16 protein-coding genes are annotated in these 18572 nt (G+C 70.0%); 9 read left to right on the top strand and 7 right to left on the bottom strand.

Annotation, left to right across the window (positions count from 1 at the left end; all coding sequences use genetic code 11):
• Window positions 1–372: 372 nt before the first annotated feature.
• The 3 genes from FCI23_RS21235 to FCI23_RS21225 all read left to right on the top strand — a co-directional run bounded on the left by FCI23_RS21235 (window position 373) and on the right by FCI23_RS21225 (window position 3031).
• Window positions 373–885 carry a MarR family winged helix-turn-helix transcriptional regulator gene (locus FCI23_RS21235; RefSeq protein WP_136725519.1) on the top strand — a complete coding sequence of 171 codons (513 nt, stop codon included), beginning with the start codon at window positions 373–375 and terminating at the stop codon, window positions 883–885.
• A 35-nt stretch (window positions 886–920) separates the two neighbouring features.
• Window positions 921–1256 (top strand): DUF3817 domain-containing protein, encoded by a 336-nt coding sequence (locus FCI23_RS21230; protein ID WP_136725518.1) that lies wholly within the window; start codon window positions 921–923, stop codon window positions 1254–1256.
• A 74-nt stretch (window positions 1257–1330) separates the two neighbouring features.
• On the top strand, window positions 1331–3031 hold the full coding sequence (locus FCI23_RS21225; protein ID WP_136725517.1) for an acyl-CoA mutase large subunit family protein: 1701 nt from the start codon (window positions 1331–1333) through the stop codon (window positions 3029–3031).
• Between the two features lie 663 nt (window positions 3032–3694).
• On the opposite strand, the gene FCI23_RS21220 is transcribed toward FCI23_RS21225, so the two are convergent.
• On the bottom strand, window positions 3695–4387 hold the full coding sequence (locus tag FCI23_RS21220) for a TetR/AcrR family transcriptional regulator (RefSeq protein WP_136725516.1): 693 nt from the start codon (window positions 4385–4387) through the stop codon (window positions 3695–3697).
• A gap of 119 nt (window positions 4388–4506) precedes the next feature.
• Here FCI23_RS21220 and FCI23_RS21215 point away from each other — a divergent pair, with 119 nt between their 5' ends.
• The 3 genes from FCI23_RS21215 (at window position 4507) to FCI23_RS21200 (ending at window position 7351) form a co-directional block, all read left to right on the top strand.
• Window positions 4507–5475, top strand: coding sequence for a co-chaperone YbbN (locus FCI23_RS21215; protein WP_136725515.1), 969 nt, complete (start codon window positions 4507–4509; stop codon window positions 5473–5475).
• A 595-nt stretch (window positions 5476–6070) separates the two neighbouring features.
• Window positions 6071–6703 (top strand): DUF6230 family protein, encoded by a 633-nt coding sequence (locus tag FCI23_RS21205; RefSeq protein WP_136725514.1) that lies wholly within the window; start codon window positions 6071–6073, stop codon window positions 6701–6703.
• Between the two features lie 108 nt (window positions 6704–6811).
• Window positions 6812–7351, top strand: a complete 540-nt coding sequence (locus tag FCI23_RS21200) for a DUF6114 domain-containing protein (RefSeq protein ID WP_246143884.1) — start codon at window positions 6812–6814, stop codon at window positions 7349–7351.
• A gap of 6 nt (window positions 7352–7357) precedes the next feature.
• Here the strand turns inward: FCI23_RS21200 and FCI23_RS59895 are convergent, their stop codons facing one another.
• Window positions 7358–7984, bottom strand: coding sequence for a hypothetical protein (locus tag FCI23_RS59895; RefSeq protein WP_246143883.1), 627 nt, complete (start codon window positions 7982–7984; stop codon window positions 7358–7360).
• Between FCI23_RS59895 and FCI23_RS59890 the strand changes: the two genes are divergently transcribed.
• Window positions 7974–8612: a hypothetical protein gene (locus FCI23_RS59890; protein WP_246143882.1), complete on the top strand. Its 639-nt coding sequence runs from the start codon at window positions 7974–7976 to the stop codon at window positions 8610–8612. The two genes, FCI23_RS59895 and FCI23_RS59890, sit on opposite strands and share 11 nt — an antisense overlap.
• 79 nt (window positions 8613–8691) lie before the next feature.
• Here FCI23_RS59890 and pyk read toward each other — a convergent pair whose 3' ends face one another.
• The 3 genes from pyk to pta form a co-directional block, all read right to left on the bottom strand.
• Entirely contained in the window at window positions 8692–10113 is a 1422-nt protein-coding gene (gene pyk / locus FCI23_RS21190; RefSeq protein WP_136725512.1) for a pyruvate kinase, read from the bottom strand.
• A gap of 109 nt (window positions 10114–10222) precedes the next feature.
• Window positions 10223–11371, bottom strand: a complete 1149-nt coding sequence (locus FCI23_RS21185) for an acetate kinase (protein WP_136725511.1) — start codon at window positions 11369–11371, stop codon at window positions 10223–10225.
• Between the two features lie 256 nt (window positions 11372–11627).
• Window positions 11628–13715: a phosphate acetyltransferase gene (gene pta / locus FCI23_RS21180; protein ID WP_136725510.1), complete on the bottom strand. Its 2088-nt coding sequence runs from the start codon at window positions 13713–13715 to the stop codon at window positions 11628–11630.
• Window positions 13716–13948: 233 nt separating this feature from the next.
• Between pta and FCI23_RS21175 the strand changes: the two genes are divergently transcribed.
• Both FCI23_RS21175 and FCI23_RS21170 read left to right on the top strand, forming a co-directional pair.
• Window positions 13949–14929 (top strand): NAD(P)-dependent oxidoreductase, encoded by a 981-nt coding sequence (locus FCI23_RS21175; RefSeq protein ID WP_136725509.1) that lies wholly within the window; start codon window positions 13949–13951, stop codon window positions 14927–14929.
• Between the two features lie 35 nt (window positions 14930–14964).
• On the top strand, window positions 14965–15990 hold the full coding sequence (locus tag FCI23_RS21170) for a 6-phosphofructokinase (protein ID WP_136725508.1): 1026 nt from the start codon (window positions 14965–14967) through the stop codon (window positions 15988–15990).
• 125 nt (window positions 15991–16115) lie between these two features.
• On the opposite strand, the gene FCI23_RS21165 is transcribed toward FCI23_RS21170, so the two are convergent.
• Together FCI23_RS21165 and FCI23_RS21160 are read right to left on the bottom strand one after the other, a co-directional pair.
• Window positions 16116–16850, bottom strand: a complete 735-nt coding sequence (locus tag FCI23_RS21165) for a response regulator (protein WP_136725507.1) — start codon at window positions 16848–16850, stop codon at window positions 16116–16118.
• Window positions 16847–18511, bottom strand: a complete 1665-nt coding sequence (locus FCI23_RS21160) for a sensor histidine kinase (protein WP_246143881.1) — start codon at window positions 18509–18511, stop codon at window positions 16847–16849. The genes FCI23_RS21165 and FCI23_RS21160 overlap by 4 nt, the downstream gene beginning before the upstream one ends.
• Window positions 18512–18572 lie beyond the last annotated feature (61 nt).

Below are 18572 nucleotides of genomic sequence, written 5' to 3'. Positions count from 1 at the left end.
TCCTTGATGCATCCACGGACGGGTCAGGTCAGTGGCGAGGCGTGGGGGGATACGCGGGAGACCCGCGCTGCGGAGGAGCTTCGCACCGAATGACAGCTGAATGACAGGTGCACTTCACATATTGGCCAGTACTTGATGACGCGCGTAGATTTACCGCGCGCTCACCCGGGGCAGACGGTCACAAATTATGATCATCTGCCGACGGAGGCCGCCCTGGGGTGGATGGACTTTCAGTCAGATGCCGGTGCCGGTATGGCTGAAACATCGCGGCAATATCGCTCGGCGCTCGATCGCCTTATGATTACGGGTTCGCCGTGGTCCGCTCAGCGAGACACAGCTGACCAATATGTGACCGGCGGGTAGGCTCGGGGCGTGCCGAAGCCGTTGAGCCTGCCCTTCGACCCCATCGCCCGCGCGGATGAGCACTGGAATCAGCGTTGGGGCGCCGTGCCGTCGATGGCGGCGATCACCTCGATCATGCGCGCCCAGCAGATTCTGCTCGGGCAGGTCGACGCGGTCGTCAAGCCGTACGCGCTGACCTTCGCCCGCTACGAGGCACTGGTGCTCCTCACCTTCAGCAAGGCCGGCGAGCTCCCGATGTCCAAGATCGGCGAGCGGCTGATGGTCCACCCCACCTCGGTCACCAACACCGTCGACCGGCTGGTCGGTTCCGGCCTCGTCGCCAAGCGGCCGAATCCGAACGACGGGCGCGGCACCCTCGCCTCCATCACCGACAAGGGCCGCGAGGTCTGCGAGGCGGCGACCCGGGACCTGGTGGCGATGGATTTCGGCCTCGGCGTGTACGACGCCGAGGAGTGCGGCGAGATCTTCGCACTGCTCAGACCGCTGCGGATAGCTGCGGGCGACTTTGACGAGGGTGCCTGAAGAAGCCGGAATCGCACCGGTTAGGCTCACTTCCCATGAAGCAGAGTGTGCTCACCCGCTACCGGGTGATGGCGTATGTGACAGGCGTAATGCTGGTCCTCCTGACCCTCGGTGTGATCGGCAAGTACCTACTCCACATCAGTGGCGCCGACGGGTTCACCCGCGTCGTCGCCATTGCCCACGGCTGGCTGTACGTGGTGTACCTGGTGCTCGCGTTCGATCTGGGCTCCAAGGCGAAGTGGCCGTTCGGCAAGCTCCTGTGGGTGCTGCTGGCCGGCACGATCCCGACGGCCGCGTTCTTCGTTGAGCGCAAGGTCACACGGGAGCTCGCGCCGCTGGTGGCGGGCGCCGCGGAGCCGGTCAACGCGTAGTAGGGTGCGCCGTCGGGATGACGCCCGGCGGTTTGCCGTCGACATTTACTAGGACGTCCTATTAAATTCGAGGTATGGACGCCGACGCGATCGAAGAAGGCCGCCGTCGCTGGCAGGCCCGGTACGACTCCGCGCGCAAGCGCGACGCGGACTTCACAACGCTCTCGGGCGACCCGGTGGACCCCGTCTACGGACCGCCGCCAGGCGTGGCAGTGCCCGGCTTCGAACGGATCGGGTGGCCCGGGGAGTATCCCTTCACCCGCGGGCTCTATCCGACCGGCTACCGCGGCCGGACCTGGACCATCCGCCAGTTCGCAGGCTTCGGCAACGCCGAGCAGACCAACGAGCGGTACAAGATGATCCTGGAGGCCGGCGGCGGCGGGCTGTCGGTCGCCTTCGACATGCCCACCCTCATGGGCCGCGACTCCGACGACCCGCGCTCGCTCGGCGAGGTCGGGCACTGCGGCGTCGCCATCGACTCGGCCGCCGACATGGAGGTCCTCTTCAAAGACATCCCGCTCGGCGATGTCACCACCTCCATGACCATCTCCGGCCCTGCCGTCCCCGTCTTCTGCATGTACCTCGTCGCCGCCGAGCGCCAGGGCATCGACCCCGGCATCCTCAACGGGACCCTGCAGACGGACATCTTCAAGGAGTACATCGCCCAGAAGGAATGGCTCTTCGCCCCCGAGCCCCACCTCCGCCTCATCGGCGACCTCATGGAGCACTGCGCCGCCGGTATCCCCGACTACAAGCCGCTCTCCGTCTCCGGGTACCACATCCGCGAGGCGGGCTCCACCGCCGCCCAGGAACTCGCCTACACCCTCGCCGACGGCTTCGGCTACGTCGAACTCGGCCTGTCGCGCGGCCTCGACATCGAGACCTTCGCCCCCGGCCTCTCCTTCTTCTTCGACGCCCACCTCGACTTCTTCGAGGAGATCGCCAAGTTCCGCGCCGCCCGCCGTATCTGGGCCCGCTGGCTCCGGGACGTCTACGGAGCCCGTACCGACAAGGCGCAGTGGCTCCGCTTCCACACCCAGACCGCCGGGGTCTCCCTCACCGCCCAACAGCCCTACAACAACGTCGTCCGCACCGCGGTCGAGGCCCTCTCCGCTGTGCTCGGCGGCACGAACTCCCTGCACACCAATGCCCTCGACGAGACCCTGGCGCTGCCCAGCGCCCAGGCGGCGGAGATCGCCCTGCGCACCCAGCAGGTCCTGATGGAGGAGACCGGCGTCGCCAATGTCGCCGACCCGCTCGGCGGTTCCTGGTACGTCGAGGCGCTCACCGACCGCATCGAGGCCGACGCCGAGAAGATCTTCGACCACATCCGCGAACTCGGCGCCCGCGCCGCTCCCGACGGCCGCCACTCCATCGGGCCCATCACCAGCGGCATCCTCCGCGGCATCGAGGACGGCTACTTCACCGGCGAGACCGCCGAAGCCGCCTTCCAGTACCAGAGCGCCCTCGAAAAGGGCGACAAGCGTGTCGTCGGCGTCAACTGCCACCACGGTTCCGTCACGGGCGACCTGGAGATCCTGCGGGTCAGCCACGAGGTCGAGCGCGAGCAGGTCCATGTCCTCGCCGACCGCCGGGCCGCCCGCGACGACGCGGCGGTGCGCTCCGCGCTGGATGCCATGGTCTCCGCTGCGCGGGGCGGTACGAACATGATCGCGCCGATGCTTGACGCCGCGCGTGCGGAGGCCACGCTGGGCGAGATCTGCGGGGTGCTCCGCGACGAGTGGGGCAGCTACACCGAACCGGCCCGGTTCTGACCGCGCCGCGCCCTCGCCGGGCCGGCCGGAGCGGTGCCGGGCGCCTCCGGCGCGGGCCCTTCCCGTCTGCCGGGGATGCCGCTTTGTCCTCAAACGCCGGACGGGCTGGGTTTGCCTTGCTGGGCCAGCTCGGTTTCGTCCCGTCTGCCGGGGGTGCCGGTTCCTCCCCCAGCCTTCGGCCGGGAGGTGCCCCCGCAAGCGCCGGACGGGCTGGGTTGTCGTGCTGGCCGGCACGCCGGGTTGTGGTCGGGGTCGGGGCCGCTGCGGGGTGATCTCCTCGGGGCTCGCGCGTGCGGGTCCGCAGCATGCTTGCCCGGGGTGCATGCGCTCGTCCCCTGCGGGGACACCCCGGCGCCGTCCCCTCCCGGCCGGATGGGCGCGTTACGGCCGCTCGTGGCGGAGACCGTAAACCCCAGGCACCCCGGGGTTAGGACCGCAAGGAACACGTACCCCAAGGCGCTGTGACGGGCGGAGGGGGCGGTGCAGGGGTGTCCCCGCAGACTGTGTCGCCCAAGTGCCGGTGGCGATGGCGCATAGAACGCCGGGTCCTGGCACACAGTCGTGGGGGCACCTCCCGGCCGAAGGTTGGGGGAGAGCCACCCCGGAGGCGCCACCGACCCAAGAACCGGCAGACGCCGTCAACCACGGCGCAGGGCGCCGAAATCAAGCCCGTCCGGCGTTTGAGGACGGATCGGCACCCCTGACAGACGGGGGCGAAGGCATACCGGGACCGGCGGTGCCGGGAAACGCCAGAAGCCCGTCCAGGAGGAGCTCCGTGAAGCGGTGGGCCCAGGCCGCGTCGATGGGCTCGCCGCTGACGAGGGTGCGGTGCACCACCGCGCCGGCGATGGTGTCGAAGATGAGGTCGACCTGGGGGCCGGGGTGGGCGCCGTTGTCCGGGGGGAGCTCGCCGCGGTGCTGGGCGCGGGTGCGGCCCTCGATTACCAGGCGCTTCTGGCGGTCGACGATGGCGTGGCGAATGCGGCTGCGCAAGGCGTCGTCGCGGGTGGCCTCGGCGATGATGGCCATCAGGCCGGTCTTGGCCTCGGGGTGGCCGAGGAGGGCCGCGAAGTGCTGCACGACGCCCTCGATGTCGGCGCGGAGGCTGCCGAGGTCGGGCAGCTCCAGTTGGTCGTCGAGGAGGGCGGTGACGGCGTCCACCACGAGGTCGCTTTTGTTGGCCCACCGCCGGTAGACCGTGGTCTTGGCCACCCCCGCGCGGGCGGCGACATCGCCCATGCTGAGCCCGGACCAGCCCAGTTCGACGAGGGCCGCGCGGGCCGCGTCGAGGATGGCTCGGTCGGCATCGGTGCTGCGGGGGCGGCCGGTGCGTTTTCCGGGGGTGGGCGGGCGCATGGCTGGGCACCCTATCCCTGTTGCGAGTCGCTCGGCCATGCAGTTACGCTACGTGGCGTAGCGAAAGGGATCTGGGCGTCGATTGCCCGGGAACGGCGTGGAGGGGGGAGGATTAAGGCATGCAGCCACGGAACATGTCTATGAGCGGTGTGGTTGACCTCGCCGCGCTGAAGGCGGCCAGTGAGGCCAAGGAGAAGGCCGAGCAGGCGCGCGCACAGGCCGCCCGCGACGGCGGGCCCGCCGCGCCCGCGTCCCCTCTCGCTTTTGACGTCACGGAGGAGACCTTCGAGCGCGACGTACTGCAGCGCTCGACCGAGGTCCCCGTCGTCGTCAACTTCTGGGCCGAGCAGTCCGATGCCAGTGTCCAGCTCGGTTCGGTGCTGGAGCGCCTGGCGGGGGAGTACGCCGGGCGGTTCGTCGTCGCCAGGGTGGATGTCTACGCCAACCAGATGCTTTTCCAGCAGTTCGGGGTGCAGGGCATCCCGGCCGTCTTCGCGGTGCTGGCCGGACAGGCGATGCCGCTGTTCCAGGGCGCGGCGCCGGAGGACCAGGTGCGCGAGGTGCTGGACCAGTTGATCGCGGTCGCGGAGCAGCGGTTCGGGATCGTGGGAGCCCCCGTGGAAGCCGGTGAGGCCACCGCGGCCCCGGCGCCCGCGCCCAGGCCGGCCACTCCGCAGGAGCTGGCGCTGTCCGCCGCGCACGACGCGTTGGACAACGGTGACCTGGGCGGTGCGATCCAGGCGTACAAGAACGTCCTGGCCGATGAACCGGCCAACGCCGAGGCGAAGCTGGGTCTGGCGCAGGCGGAGCTGCTTCACCGGGTGCAGGACGCGGACCAGCAGGCGGTCCGCAAGGCGGCTGCGGCCGACCCCGGCGATGTACAGGCGCAGATCGCGGCCGCCGACCTGGATCTGGTGGGCGGCCATGTGGAGGACGCTTTCGGGCGGTTGGTGGACGCCGTACGCAGAACAGCCGGTGACGAGCGGAATACGGCGCGGGTGCGACTGCTGGAGCTTTTCGAGGTGATCGGCGCCGATGACCCGCGGGTGACGGCGGCGCGGGCCGCGCTGGCGCGCGTCCTGTTCTGACCTGGTCGAAGAGCAATTCGAGCACCGTATGCCGTGGCGACCGTACTTTACCAAATCTTGATGAAGTGCGGTCGCTGTTACTGGCGGTAGGAGGGTGACGGGCGTTGGTCCGCCCTCGTCCCCTTTTGGGCGGCTTTCATGCCCCACCCTCAACTACCCAGCGTGTTCGGGCTAGTGTCATGGGGCGCACTCCGGTTATCGCGCCGTTACCCACTAGTAACCGCGCCCCTTGTGCAGCGGCGTCGAATGGACCACGATCGGCCAAGCTCGGTCCGTTACACCAACGTCGGCAGCCAGTCGGCAGGCGGTAGAACGGATCCCCGCCGGGCCGAGCGCGCGGCAACCGCCGCGTCTCGTGGACAGGGGGGTCTCCGCCTACCGGCAGAGCCTGTCCAGCAGGGTTGCGCGAGAGCGTGGCCATTGGTTGTCGCTCGGGGGTGATCGCCGATGCTTCGGACACTGTCGTCCGCTTCCAGTGGGACGGACCGTCCGATGACGGCGCTCTCCTTTCCGAGGACGTAGCACTTCTCCCATCCCAGGCCGGGGCCCCCTCATAATCCCGGCCGGAGATGTACGTCCGAGAAGGAGGAAATTTATGCAATCGCTCGTTCGGGGTGGCACCAGATGGAAGCGGTTCGCCGTTGTCATGGTGCCAAGCGTCGCCGCTACCGCGGCGATAGGTGTTGCCCTGTCGCAAGGTGCGCTGGCCGCGTCCTTCACTGTTTCCGGCCAGCAGTTCAAGGTTTCTGCCGACCATCTGATCGGTAAAGGCTTCGTTCAGTACGGAGCCCTCGACACGCAGGCCGGTGGCAAGCAGATCCCTGTCGCGGTTTCGGCCTTCAGTAGCGCCACGATCACCAACCTGTGCCAGTCGGTGGTCGTACCGGTTCTGGGCTTCGGCGATGTGACGCTGAAGCTCAAGGCCGGAGGCGGGGGTACGGATGTCCAGGCCACGAACCTGTACATCGACCTCGACCAGCTCGACGCCGATGCCACGTTCACGAACATCGACATCGGCGTTTCGGCGAGTGACACCAATCCCGGCTACGCCAAGCCCAAGGACATCGGTACCAAGACGCTGCCGGGTTCCTTCGCGCAGCAGGCGGAGTCCGCCGACCTGACCAAGGTGCACCAGACCGCCTGGGCCACCAGCGCGGGAACCTTCAATCTCAGCGGGTTGAGCTTGTCGGTCAAGCAGGGCTCCGGCAAAAACTACGAGTGCTACTAGGCACTACGTAGTCGGGCGGAGACAGGCGTAACAGGGGGTGAGGGGCGCGGGACGCCCCTCACCCCCTCCACCCCCTCATCGATAGCCAGTCCCAGGGAGCTGTTTTCCATGAGCGCCGAGACCTCCGGACCGCCGAGCCGATTCGGCTACTGGCGGTTCCGCTTCCGTGCGTGGCGGTGGCGCCGGCCGTTCTGGGCAGGCCTGCTGACGTTGCTGGCCGGGCTGCCCATCGCGTACTTCCCGTACGCCAACCTGACGCTCGGCCAGCTGAGCGTACGTATGGCGACGACGGCCGGTTCCGGCTCGCTGATCATTGGCGTACTGCTGCTCACGCTCGGTCTGACCATGTGGTTCCAGCCGGTGGTGCGGGTCTTCGCCGGTGTGGCGTCCATCCTGCTCGCGCTGGTGGCACTGGTGATCTCCAACTTCGGCGGCTTCCTGCTCGGCTTCCTGCTCGGCCTGGTCGGCGGCGCGCTGTCGGTTTCCTGGGCGCCCGGCGAGCCCGCGGCCGAGAGCGGGCCGGATCCGGCGGAACTGCCCGATCCCGAGACCGGCCCGGAGTCCGACAAGTACGACGCCGATGTCGCCGGGACCGACGAGGGCGCCCAAGAGACCGTAGAAGCGAACGGGAGGCACAGTGCCGGGTGAAGAGGCTCAGCTGGCCGACGCCGAGTGCGGCGGCCCGCCGGCCAGAACCGGGCCGAGGCATGCCGCGCCGAGGAAGTCGCTGCTGACCAAGTTGCAGATGCCGGCCGGCAAAGCGATAGCCATCGCGGCGATGCCGACGGCCGTACTGATGGGCATGGGCATAACGCCCCGGCTCGCGCAGGCGGACGAGCTGCCGAAGAACCCGTTCTCCGGCAGGTCGTGCGCGACGGCGTCCGACACGGCGTCGGCATCCGCCTCACCGTCGGCCGGCGGCAGTGATAAGTCGGGCAGCACGGCGACCGCCACACCGAGCCCGTCCGCGAGTTCCTCCGTGTCTGCCTCGAAGAAGACGGACAAGAAGGACACGAGCGGCAAGAGCGGCACGAGCACGCCGAGCCCCAGTGCTTCCTCGGCGACGCCCTCCCCCTCCGCGTCTGCGTCCGCCTCGGCGAGCAAGTCCGCCAACGCGCTGGACCCGCTGGGTGTCGGTGACGCGCTCAAGAGCCTGCTGGGTGTCGGCGACAACTCGACCGCGTCTGCGTCCGCCTCGGCCTCCCCGAGCGCTTCGGCCACCTCGGGGGCGACGACGTCCTCCTCGACGACCGACAAGGCCGCCAAGACGGTGAAGGACACCACCACCGCGGTCAAGAAGGCGGCCGCCGAGGCCACCAAGGCGGCCGCCGAGGCCGCGAAGGCCGCGAAGGACACCGCAACCTCGGTCACCGCCTCACCGTCCGCCTCGGCGTCATCCACGGCCTCGTCGGCCAAGACTCCCTACCCGTGCCCGACGTACGACGCCAAGGCACTGGCGGCAGCGACGACGGAAGGGGGCATCCCCCTGCTGCCCGACGACCCGTGGACGCTCAACACCAGCCTGCTCACCCTGACTGGCCTGAACTACGCGGGCATAGTCGAGGTGAAGACCTACAGCGGCACGATCAAGAAGGTCCTGAAGTTCACCGCCTCCACGGTGGACATCAAGGACCTCCAGCAGACGATCCTCGGCCCGGGCACCGCGAAAACGCATGTGGACGCGCGCAGCGGCTCCACCTCGACCATCCGCAACGGCACAGTGACGATGTACACGGAGTCGCTGAAGGGCAACCTCTTCGGCCTCATCCCGGTCACCTTCACCCCGGACAGCCCGCCGCCGGTCAATGTCCCGGTCGCCTTCTTCACGAACGCGACCGTCATCCAGGCAGGGCAGTTCGGCGGCACGCTCACCGTCCCGGGCATGCATCTCTACAACTCGGGAACGTAGACCTTTCCGGGAGCCGCGGAAAACGGTGAGGGCCGGCCCGATCGGGCCGGCCCTCACCGTTTTCCGCTGTCGGGCGGTCCTAGACCTGCTCGCCCAGGTGGTGCACCCGGACCAGGTTGGTGGTGCCGGCCACGCCGGGCGGGGAGCCCGCGGTGATGATCACGGTGTCGCCCTCTCCGTACTCGCTGAGCTTGAGCATCTCCGCGTCGACGATGCGCACCATCGCGTCGGTGTTCTCGACGTAGGGCACGACCGTGGTCTGCACGCCCCAGGTCAGCGCGAGCTGGTTGCGGGTGGCCTCTTCGGTGGTGAAGGCCAGCACCGGCACCGGGACGCGGTAGCGGGCCAGCCGGCGGGCGGTGTCACCGGACTTGGTGAAGGCGACCAGGGCCTTGCCGTCCAGGAAGTCGCTGAGCTCGGCGGCGGCACGGGCCACGGCGCCGCCCTGGGTGCGCGGCTTGCGGCCGTTGAGCGGCTGGAGGCCGCGCTTGAGCAGCTCCTCCTCCGCCGCCTCGACGATCCGGGACATCGTCTTGACCGTTTCGATCGGGTACTTGCCGACCGACGACTCGGCGGAGAGCATGACCGCGTCCGCGCCGTCCAGGATCGCGTTCGCCACGTCCGACGCCTCGGCGCGGGTCGGCCGGGAGTTGTTGATCATCGACTCCATCATCTGGGTCGCGACGATCACCGGCTTGGCGTTGCGGCGGCAGAGCTCGACCAGCCGCTTCTGCACGACCGGCACCTTCTCCAGCGGGTACTCCACCGCGAGGTCGCCACGGGCCACCATCACCGCGTCGAAGGCCGCGACGACGTCCTCCATGTTGTCGACCGCCTGCGGCTTTTCCACCTTGGCGATGACCGGGAGCCGGCGGCCCTCCTCGTCCATCACACGGTGGACGTCCCGCACGTCCTTGGCGTCGCGTACGAAGGAGAGCGCGACCATGTCGACGCCCAGGTGCAGTGCGAAGCGCAGATCGTCGATGTCCTTCTCGGACAGCGCCGGGACGTTCACGGCGGTGCCGGGCAGGTTGATGCCCTTGTGGTCGGAGATGACCCCGCCCTCGACGACCAGACACCGCACCCGCGGCCCGTCGACCTCGAGGACGCGCAGCGCCACATTTCCGTCGTTGATCAGGATCGGGTCGCCGACGCTGACATCGCCCGGCAGGCCCTTGTAGGTGGTGCTGCAGATGGTCTTGTCACCGGGGACGTCCTCGGTGGTGATGGTGAAGATGTCACCGGAGACCAGCTCCACCGGGCCGTCGGCGAACTTGCCCAGACGGATCTTGGGGCCCTGGAGGTCGGCGAGGACGCCGATCGCGCGCCCGGTCTCCTCCGCGACCTTGCGCACCCGGTGGTAGCGCTCCTCGTGCTCGGCATGGCTGCCGTGGCTGAAGTTGAAACGGGCCACGTTCATGCCGGCCTCGACCAATGCCTTCAGCTGGTCGTAGGAGTCAACGGCGGGACCCAGGGTGCAGACGATTTTCGCTCGGCGCATGAGAGGAATCCTATCGGGTTTGTTCCGCTCCGGAATATTCCCGTGCGGTTGGGGGTACTCAGGTGGCCCTGCGGGGGGCGAGGGCCTGGACTTGAGGCGCCGGGCGCCCTTACTGCTCGACCAGCGAGTACGTCTGCTGTGCGATCTCCAACTCCTCGTCGGTCGGCACCACGGCGACCGCGACCCGGCTGCCTGCCGCCGAGATCAGCCGTGCCGTCTTGGCGCGCAAGGCGTTGCGTACCGTATCCACCTCAATACCGAGGCTGCCCAGATCCCGCAGGGACGCCTCACGTACAGCAGCGGAATTCTCGCCGACACCGGCAGTGAAGACGATGGCGTCGACACGCCCGAGCACCGCGGTGTACGCGCCTATGTACTTACGTACCCGGTGCACGTACACATCGAAGGCCAGCCGGGCCGCCTCGTCGCCCTCTGCCATCCGGTGGCCGATGTTCCGCATGTCGTTGTCCCCGCACAGGCCGAGCAGACCGCTCTTCTTGTTCAGCAGAGTGTCGATGTCGTCCACCGACATCCCGCCCACCCGGGCCAGGTGAAAGACGACCGCCGGGTCCAGGTCTCCCGACCGGGTACCCATTACCAGCCCCTCCAACGGTGTGAGACCCATTGAAGTGTCCACGCACACCCCGCCCCGGACGGCCGAGGCGGAGGCACCGTTGCCCAGGTGCAGCACGATGACGTTCACCTCCGACGGGTCCTTGGCGAGGAGCCCGGCCACCGCCCGGGAGACATACGCGTGCGAGGTGCCGTGGAAGCCGTAGCGGCGCACGTGGTACGTGTCGGCGGTCTGCCGGTCGATCGCGTAACGGGCGGCGTACTCGGGCATCGTCGAGTGGAAGGCGGTGTCGAAGACCGCCACCTGGGGGAGGTCCGGGCGCAATTCGCGGGCGACCTTGATGCCGGTGATATTGGCCGGGTTGTGCAGCGGGGCCAGCGGTACGAGCTCCTGGATGGCGGCGAGGACGCCGTCGTCGATCACGGTGGGCTCGGTGAACCGGGTGCCGCCGTGCACGACCCGGTGGCCGACGGCGGCCAGCTCCGGGGAGTCGATGCCGACGCCGTCGTCGGTCAGCTCACCGGCGACGAGCTTGAACGCGGCGTCGTGGTCGGCCGGGCCGCCGTCTTCGCCGATGCGCTCCACCATGCCGGAGGCGAGGCGGTCGCCGTGTGGCATGTGCAGGAGCTGGTACTTGACGGAGGAGGAGCCCGAATTGAGGACGAGGACGCGGGTGGGGTTCACAGGGCGCCGGCTTTCTGGCTCGAGGCTCGCTGGGTGGCGGTGCGGTGGGGTCGCCTGCGGCGGGCTGTTTCCCTACCCGCCCCTTCCCGACTCCGTCCGATATGCGGCTGACGCCGCGTGGGGGGCTTCGCCCCTGGACCCGTGGTCAGGTGCGGGCCGGTGGCCTCGTTGTGCCCGCCCTCCCCCGGCCTTCGGCCGGGAGGTGCCCCCATCTCGCTCCGCTGGCGCTGCGGAACGCCTGCCCACAACTCGCCGGTCATCCGGGCTCGCCCTGGGCCTGGATGGCTGTGATGGCGACCGTGTTGACGATGTCGGAGACCAGGGCCCCGCGCGACAGGTCGTTCACCGGCTTGCGCAGCCCCTGGAGCACCGGGCCGACAGCGACCGCGTTCGCGGAGCGCTGCACGGCCTTGTAGGTGTTGTTGCCGGTGTTGAGGTCCGGGAAGATCAGCACGGTGGCCTTGCCTGCGACCTCCGAGCCCGGCAGCTTGGTCGCGGCGACATCCGCGTCCACCGCGGCGTCGTACTGGATCGGGCCTTCGACCAGCAGGTCGGGGCGGCGTTCGCGGACGAGCTCGGTAGCCTTGCGCACCTTGTCCACATCGGCGCCGGAGCCCGAGGTGCCCGTCGAGTACGAAAGCATCGCCACCCGTGGTTCGACCCCGAACCGGGCGGCGGTCGCGGCGGACTGGATGGCGATGTCGGCGAGCTGCTCGGCGTCCGGATCGGGGTTGATCGCGCAGTCGCCGTAGACGAGCACCTTGTCGGCCAGGCACATGAAGAAGACGGAGGACACGATCGCCGCGCCCGACTGCTTGTCCGTCTTGATGATCTCGAACGCCGGGCGGATGGTCGCCGCCGTGGAGTGCACGGCGCCGCTCACCATGCCGTCGGCGAGGCCCTCCTGCACCATCAGGGTGCCGAAGTACGAGACGTCGGCGACTACGTCGTAGGCCAGTTCGTAACTGACGCCCCTGTGCGCGCGGAGCTTCGCGTAGATCTTGGCGAAGAGCTCGCGCAGCGGTGAGGTCTGCGGATCGGTGATGGTGCAGGCCGGGACGTCCAGACTGATGCCGAGTTCGCCCGCACGCCTGCGGATGACGTCCTCGTCGCCGAGCAGGATCAGATCGCAGACATTACGGCGGAGCAGCACCTCGGCCGCGTGCAGGATCCGCTCCTCGGTGCCCTCGGGCAGCACCACGCGGCGGCGGCCGGACCGGGCCCGCTCGATCAGAGTGTGCTCGAACATCATCGGTGTGACGCGCTCACTGCGGCCGACCGAGATCCGCCGGGTGAGCTCCTCGGTGTCCACATGCTTCTCGAAGAGCCCGAGCGCGGTCTCCGCCTTGCGCGGGGACGCCGCGCCCAGCTTCCCCTCCAGGGCGAACAGGTCCGCCGCCGTAGGGAAACTGCCGGCGGGCACCGACAGCACCGGCGTCCCGGGCGCGAGCCGGGCCGCCAGAGCCATGATCTCCGGGCCCGGCCGCTCGTCGAGGGTGAGCACGATCCCGGCGATCGGCGGGGCCCCGGCGGAGTGCGCGGCCAGCGAGCCGATGAGCAGGTCCGCGCGGTCTCCGGGCATGATCACCATGCAGCCGGGGGTCAGCGCCTTGATGAACGTCGGCAGCATCGCTCCGCCGAAGACAAAGTTCATGACATCCCGGGCCATCCCCGCGTGGTCCCCGAGCAGCACCTCCGCACCGAGCGTCTCGGCGATCTGCGCCACGGTCGGTGCCGACAGCGCCGGCTCCTCGGGCAGTACGTAGGCGGGCACCGGCAGTCCCCGGTGCAGCCGCCCGGCGGCCTCCGTGGCCGCCTCGGCGGCGACCCGGTTGGCGATCACCGCGATCACGTCGCAGCCGAGGTTGGTGTAGGCGTGGTGCGCGTTGCGGACCTCGTTGGCCACCGATTCGGCGCTCTGGTCGATGCCGCCGACCACCGGCAGGACGGAGGCGCCGAACTCGTTCGCCAGGCGGGCGTTGACGCCCAGCTCGGACGGCAGATTGGTCTCGGCGAAGTCCGAACCCAGGACCAGCACGGCCTCGTACTCCCCGGCCACCCGGTGGAAGCGGTCGACCAGGCGCGATGTCAGCCCGTCCCGGCCCTCCTCGGCCTGCAGCGCCGCCGCCTCCTCGTAGCGCATGCCATAAGCCGTCGCCTGGTCCTGGGCCAGCCGGTACCGGCTGCGCAGCAGGTCGAACATCCGGTCAGGGCCCTCGTGCATCAGCGGACGGAACACTCCCACCCGGCCCACCTGGCGGGTCAGCAGCTCCATGACTCCCAGCTCAACGACCTGCCGGCCGTCGCCGCGACCGATGCCGGTTACGTACACGCTGCGCGTCACGCAGGGTCTCCGATCCATGTTCTCGCGCTGTCCGAAAGATCCACCGTAAGGGTGACTGATCCCACCTTGACATTACCGTCAGGGCTGCGTAGGGCCCGCAGCGGGTAGGGGGAGTCGCCGTCAAACACCGGTCGGGGTCCCTGTCCGGATGCGGGCACCACCGTGACGGCCCAGAGTGCCTGTATAGGGCCGGAGCGCCTGTCGTAGGAGTACGACCGGAAGGGAGCGGGCGCGTGGAGATCCTCGCCTTTGGAGTGCGGCGCGACGAGCGGCCGCTGCTGGAGGCCGCGTTCGCCGGGCGGCACGACATCCGCTCGCTGGACATCCCGCTGGTCGCCGGGACGGTGGCGCTGGCCACCGGGTACGAGGCGGTGAGCACCACCGCCGGCGCGGATCTCGGGGCAGCGGTCCTGGAGGCCCTGGCGAAGGGCGGGACGAGAATGATCGCCCAGCGCTCGGCCGAATTCGGCAACATCGACACCGGCCACGCGGAGCGCCTGGGTCTCACCGTCGCGAGGGTGCCGGCCGTCCCGCCGTACGCGGTCGCCGAGTTCGCGTGGACGCTCGCGACCGCCGTCAACCGCCGCGTCGTCCGCGCGGTCAACCGCACGCGCGAGGGCGACTTCCGGCTGGACGGCCTGCTGGGCCGGGACTTCCACGGCCGCACAGCCGGGGTGGTCGGCACCGGCCCGACCGGCGCGGCCTTCGCCCGAATCGCGTACGGCTTCGGCATGGGCCTGCTCGGCTGGGACTCCGAGGGGGAGGAGAATCCGGAGTGCCTGCGGCTCGGCATGGAATACGCGGACCTGGACAGGCTCTTCCGCGAGGCGGACCTCATCAGCCTCCATGTGCCGCTGCTGCCCGGCACGCACCACCTCGTCGACGCGGCGGCGCTGGCGGCGATGAAGGACGACGCGATCCTGGTCAACGCCGGCGGCGGCGGCCTCATCGACACCGCCGCGATGGCGGAGACGGTGCGGCAGCGGCGCCTGGACGGCGTCGGCCTTGACATCCAGCCGGTCCATGAGGGGGAGGCGGGTGCGGACGGCGCGCTCGAACGGCTCATGATGTACCCGGAGGTCCTGGTCACCCCGGGCCAGGCGTACTACACGTGCGACGCCCTCCAACAGATCATTAAAGCGACCGTGAAGAACATCGACGACTATGTGGCCGGACGCACCACCGAGGCCACGTTGGTCGCCAAGCCGAACTAGGCCCCCCACCGGGCCCCGCTAGGAGACGTACGACCATGCGCATCGGAGTCCTCACCGCGGGCGGCGACTGCCCCGGTCTCAACGCTGTGATCCGGTCCGTCGTGCACCGGGCCCTCGCCGGTCACGGCGACGAGGTCATCGGCTTCGAGGACGGCTTCAAGGGTCTCCTGGACGGCCGCTACCGCTCCCTGGACCTCAACGCGGTCAGCGGCATCCTCGCCCGCGGCGGCACCATCCTCGGCTCCACCCGCCTGGAGCGAACCCGCCTGCACGAGGCCGCCGACAACTGGCGGCAGCTCTGCGGCGCCTACGGCCTCGACGTACTCATCCCGATCGGCGGCGAGGGCACCCTCACCGCCGCCCGGATGCTCGCCGACGCCGGGATGCCCGTCGTGGGCGTCCCCAAGACGATCGACAACGACATCTCGGCCACCGACCGCACCTTCGGCTTCGACACCGCCGTCACGGTCGCCACCGAGGCCATCGACCGCCTCAAGACCACCGCCGAGTCGCACCAGCGCGTCATGGTCGTCGAGGTCATGGGCCGCCACGCCGGCTGGATCGCCCTCGAATCCGGCATGGCCGGCGGCGCCCACGGCATCTGCCTCCCCGAGCGGCCCTTCGACCCCGCCGACCTCGTCGCCATGGTCGAGGAGCGCTTCGCCCGCGGCAAGAAGTTCGCCGTCATCTGCGTCGCCGAAGGCGCCCACCCCGCCGCCGGCACCATGGACTACGGCAAGGGCATCGTGGACCAGTACGGTCATGAACGCTTCATAGGCATCGGCACTGCCCTCGCCGTCGAACTGGAGCAGCGCCTCGGCAAGGAGGCCAAGCCCGTCATCCTCGGCCACGTCCAGCGCGGCGGCGTCCCCACCGCCTACGACCGCATCCTCGCCACCCGCTTCGGCTGGCACGCCGTCGAGGCCGCCCACAAGGGTGCCTTCGGCCACATGACCGCCCTCCACGGCACCTCCGTCGACCTCGTCCCGCTGGCGGACGCGGTCACCACGCTCAAGCGCGTGCCGGAGAACCGCATGGACGAGGCCGAGTCGGTGTTCTGAGCCGGGGCCCCGGGGCGGAAAGCCGCCGGGGGCTCCTGGCGAGTGCTGTTACGCCCGCACGGGTCCCCGCCGGGGCCGTCCGGCGGCCGGCATCCGGGCCGGGGCGTAGGCCACCGGCCCGAGGGCTACGACTGCGTGCGTGCCGCCCAGCGGTAGCACAGCTCAGGGCGCCCCACCTGGCCGTACTGCGGGCTGCGCAGTGCCCGTCCGGTGTCGACCAGGTGCTCCAGGTACCGGCGGGCGGTTATGCGGGAGACGCCGATTTCCTGGGCCGCGGCGTTCGCTGAGAGGCCCTCGCTCCCCGCCGCACGCAGCGCCCGGGTCACCGCTTCCAGCGTCGGCCCGCTCAGCCCCTTCGGCAGTACGGACGCTTCGGGCGTCCGCAGCGCCGCCAGCGCCCGGTCGACCTCGTCCTGGCCGGACGCCTCGCCGCCGGCCAGTTCGGCGCGGTAGTGCGCCCAACGCTCCAGGCGGTCCCGGAGAGTGGGGAAGGTGAACGGCTTCAGCAGGTACTGCACGACGCCGGCCGACACCGCCTGGCGTACGACACCGAGGTCCCGCGCAGAGGTCACCGCGATCACATCGGCGGTGTTGCCCGCCGCGCGCAGCGAACGTACGACCTGGAGGCCGTGGCCGTCGGGAAGGTTCAGGTCCAGCAGGATCAGGTCCACCGGGTGCCGCCGGCAGTAGCGCAGCGCCGCCGCCCCGGAGTACACCTTGCCTGCCACGGTGAAGCCGGGGATGCGCGCGACGTACATGGCGTGCGCGTCCGCCGCGATGGGGTCGTCCTCGACGACGAGTACGGTGATGGCCTGCCGGGGCAGGGGGCCGCCGTCGGGTGCCGGGTCGGCGTGGGTCATGCGTGGGCCTCCTGTCGCATGGGCAGCCGCACGGAGAATACGGCGCCCACCTCGTGCCCGACCTCCACCGCCCCGCCATGGCGTCGCGCGGCCTGCTCGACGAGGGCGAGGCCGAGGCCGTGGCCCTCGCTCTTCGTCGTCCAGCCGCGCCGGAACACCTCGCGGACGGCCGCCGGGTCGACCCCGTGGCCGGAGTCGGCGACCCGGATCAGCAGTTCGCCGCCGTCGGCGCGGGCGGTGACGGTGACCGACGGGCGGGCGGAGCCGAGGGCGGCCCCCTCGATGGCCGCGTCGATGGCGTTGTCGATGAGATTGCCCAGGATGGTGACCAGGTCGCGTGCGGCGAGCGCGGCCGGCAGTACGCCGTCGTCTATCCGGCTGTCCTCGGTGACCAGCAGCTCCACGCCACGCTCGTTCGCCTCCGCGGCCTTGCCCAGCAGCAGTGCCGCCAGCACCGGCTCCCCGACCGCCGCGACCACCTGGTCGGTCAGTGCCTGGGCCAGTTCCAGCTCGGCGGTGGCGAACTCCACGGCGTCGTCCGGCCGTCCGAGCTCGATCAGCGAGACGACGGTGTGCAGCCGGTTCGACGCCTCGTGTGCCTGCGAGCGCAGCGCTTCCGCGAAGCCCCGCACCGAGTCCAGCTCCCCGGTGAGGGCCTGGAGGTCGGTGTGGTCGCGCAGTGTCACCACGGTGCCGAGGCGGCTGCGCGCTCGCGACGAGGAGCCGTCGTCGCCGCCGCGCACCGGCGAGGTGTTGACCACCACGACCCGCTCGGCGGTCAGATGCACCTCGTCCACCCTGGGCTCGGCGGCCAGCAGCGCGCCCGTCAGCGACGCCGGCAGGCCCAGCTCGGCGACGTACCGGCCCACGACCTGGCCCGCGACGTCCTCCGGCAGGCCGAGCAGCTCGCGCGCCGCGTCGTTGCAGAGGGCGACCCTGCGCCCCTCGTCGAGCAGAAGCAGACCCTCGCGGACCGCGTGCAGGGTGGCCTGGTGGTAGTCGTACATGCGGCTGAGTTCGGTCGCGGCCATGCCGTGCGTGTGGCGGCGCAGCCGAGCGTTGGCGATGTACGTGCCCAGGCCGCCGACCGCCAGGGCGGCCAGGGCGACGCCGATCAGGGCGGTGAGCTGGCTGCGCACCTGGTGGCTGATGGTGTTGACGGTGATGCCGACGCTGACCAGCGCGATGATCTTCTTGCTGCCGCCGGGGCCGTAGACCGGGGTGACGGCCCGCACGGAGGGGCCGAGGGTGCCGGTGTATGTCTCCGTGAAGGTGCGGCCCCGGAGCGCCGGGCCGATGTTGCCGAGGAACCGCTTGCCGATCTCGGTGCGGTCCGGATGGGTCCAGCGGATGCCGTCCGTATTCATGATGGTGACAAAAGCCACGCCGGTGTCCTTGGTGATCTGCTCGGCGTACGGCTCCAGGACGGCGGTCGGATGGGCGGTGCGCACCGCCCCGGCCACGGAGGGCGAGTCGGCCACGGCCCGGGCCGCCGCCATCACCTGCTGGCGCGCAGCGTCCTCGGCCCGGTTGTGGGCGTTGACGTACGCGAGCAGCGCGCACCCCGCGACCACTGCGGCCACGATCACCACCTGCATGGCGAAAAGCTGCCCGGCGAGGCTGCGCGGGCGAGCGCGGCGGGTGCGGCGGAACATCGGCATGCCAACAGTGTGCATGCCGGTGCAAATCCCGTCGCGAACTCAATGTACGCAACCGTGACCC

Source organism: Actinacidiphila oryziradicis, assembly GCF_005047355.1.
Taxonomy (GTDB): Bacteria; Actinomycetota; Actinomycetes; order Streptomycetales; family Streptomycetaceae; genus Actinacidiphila; species Actinacidiphila oryziradicis.
The sequence above is the reverse complement of the archived record's forward strand: the minus strand, read 5'-3'. Positions and strand labels throughout refer to the sequence as shown.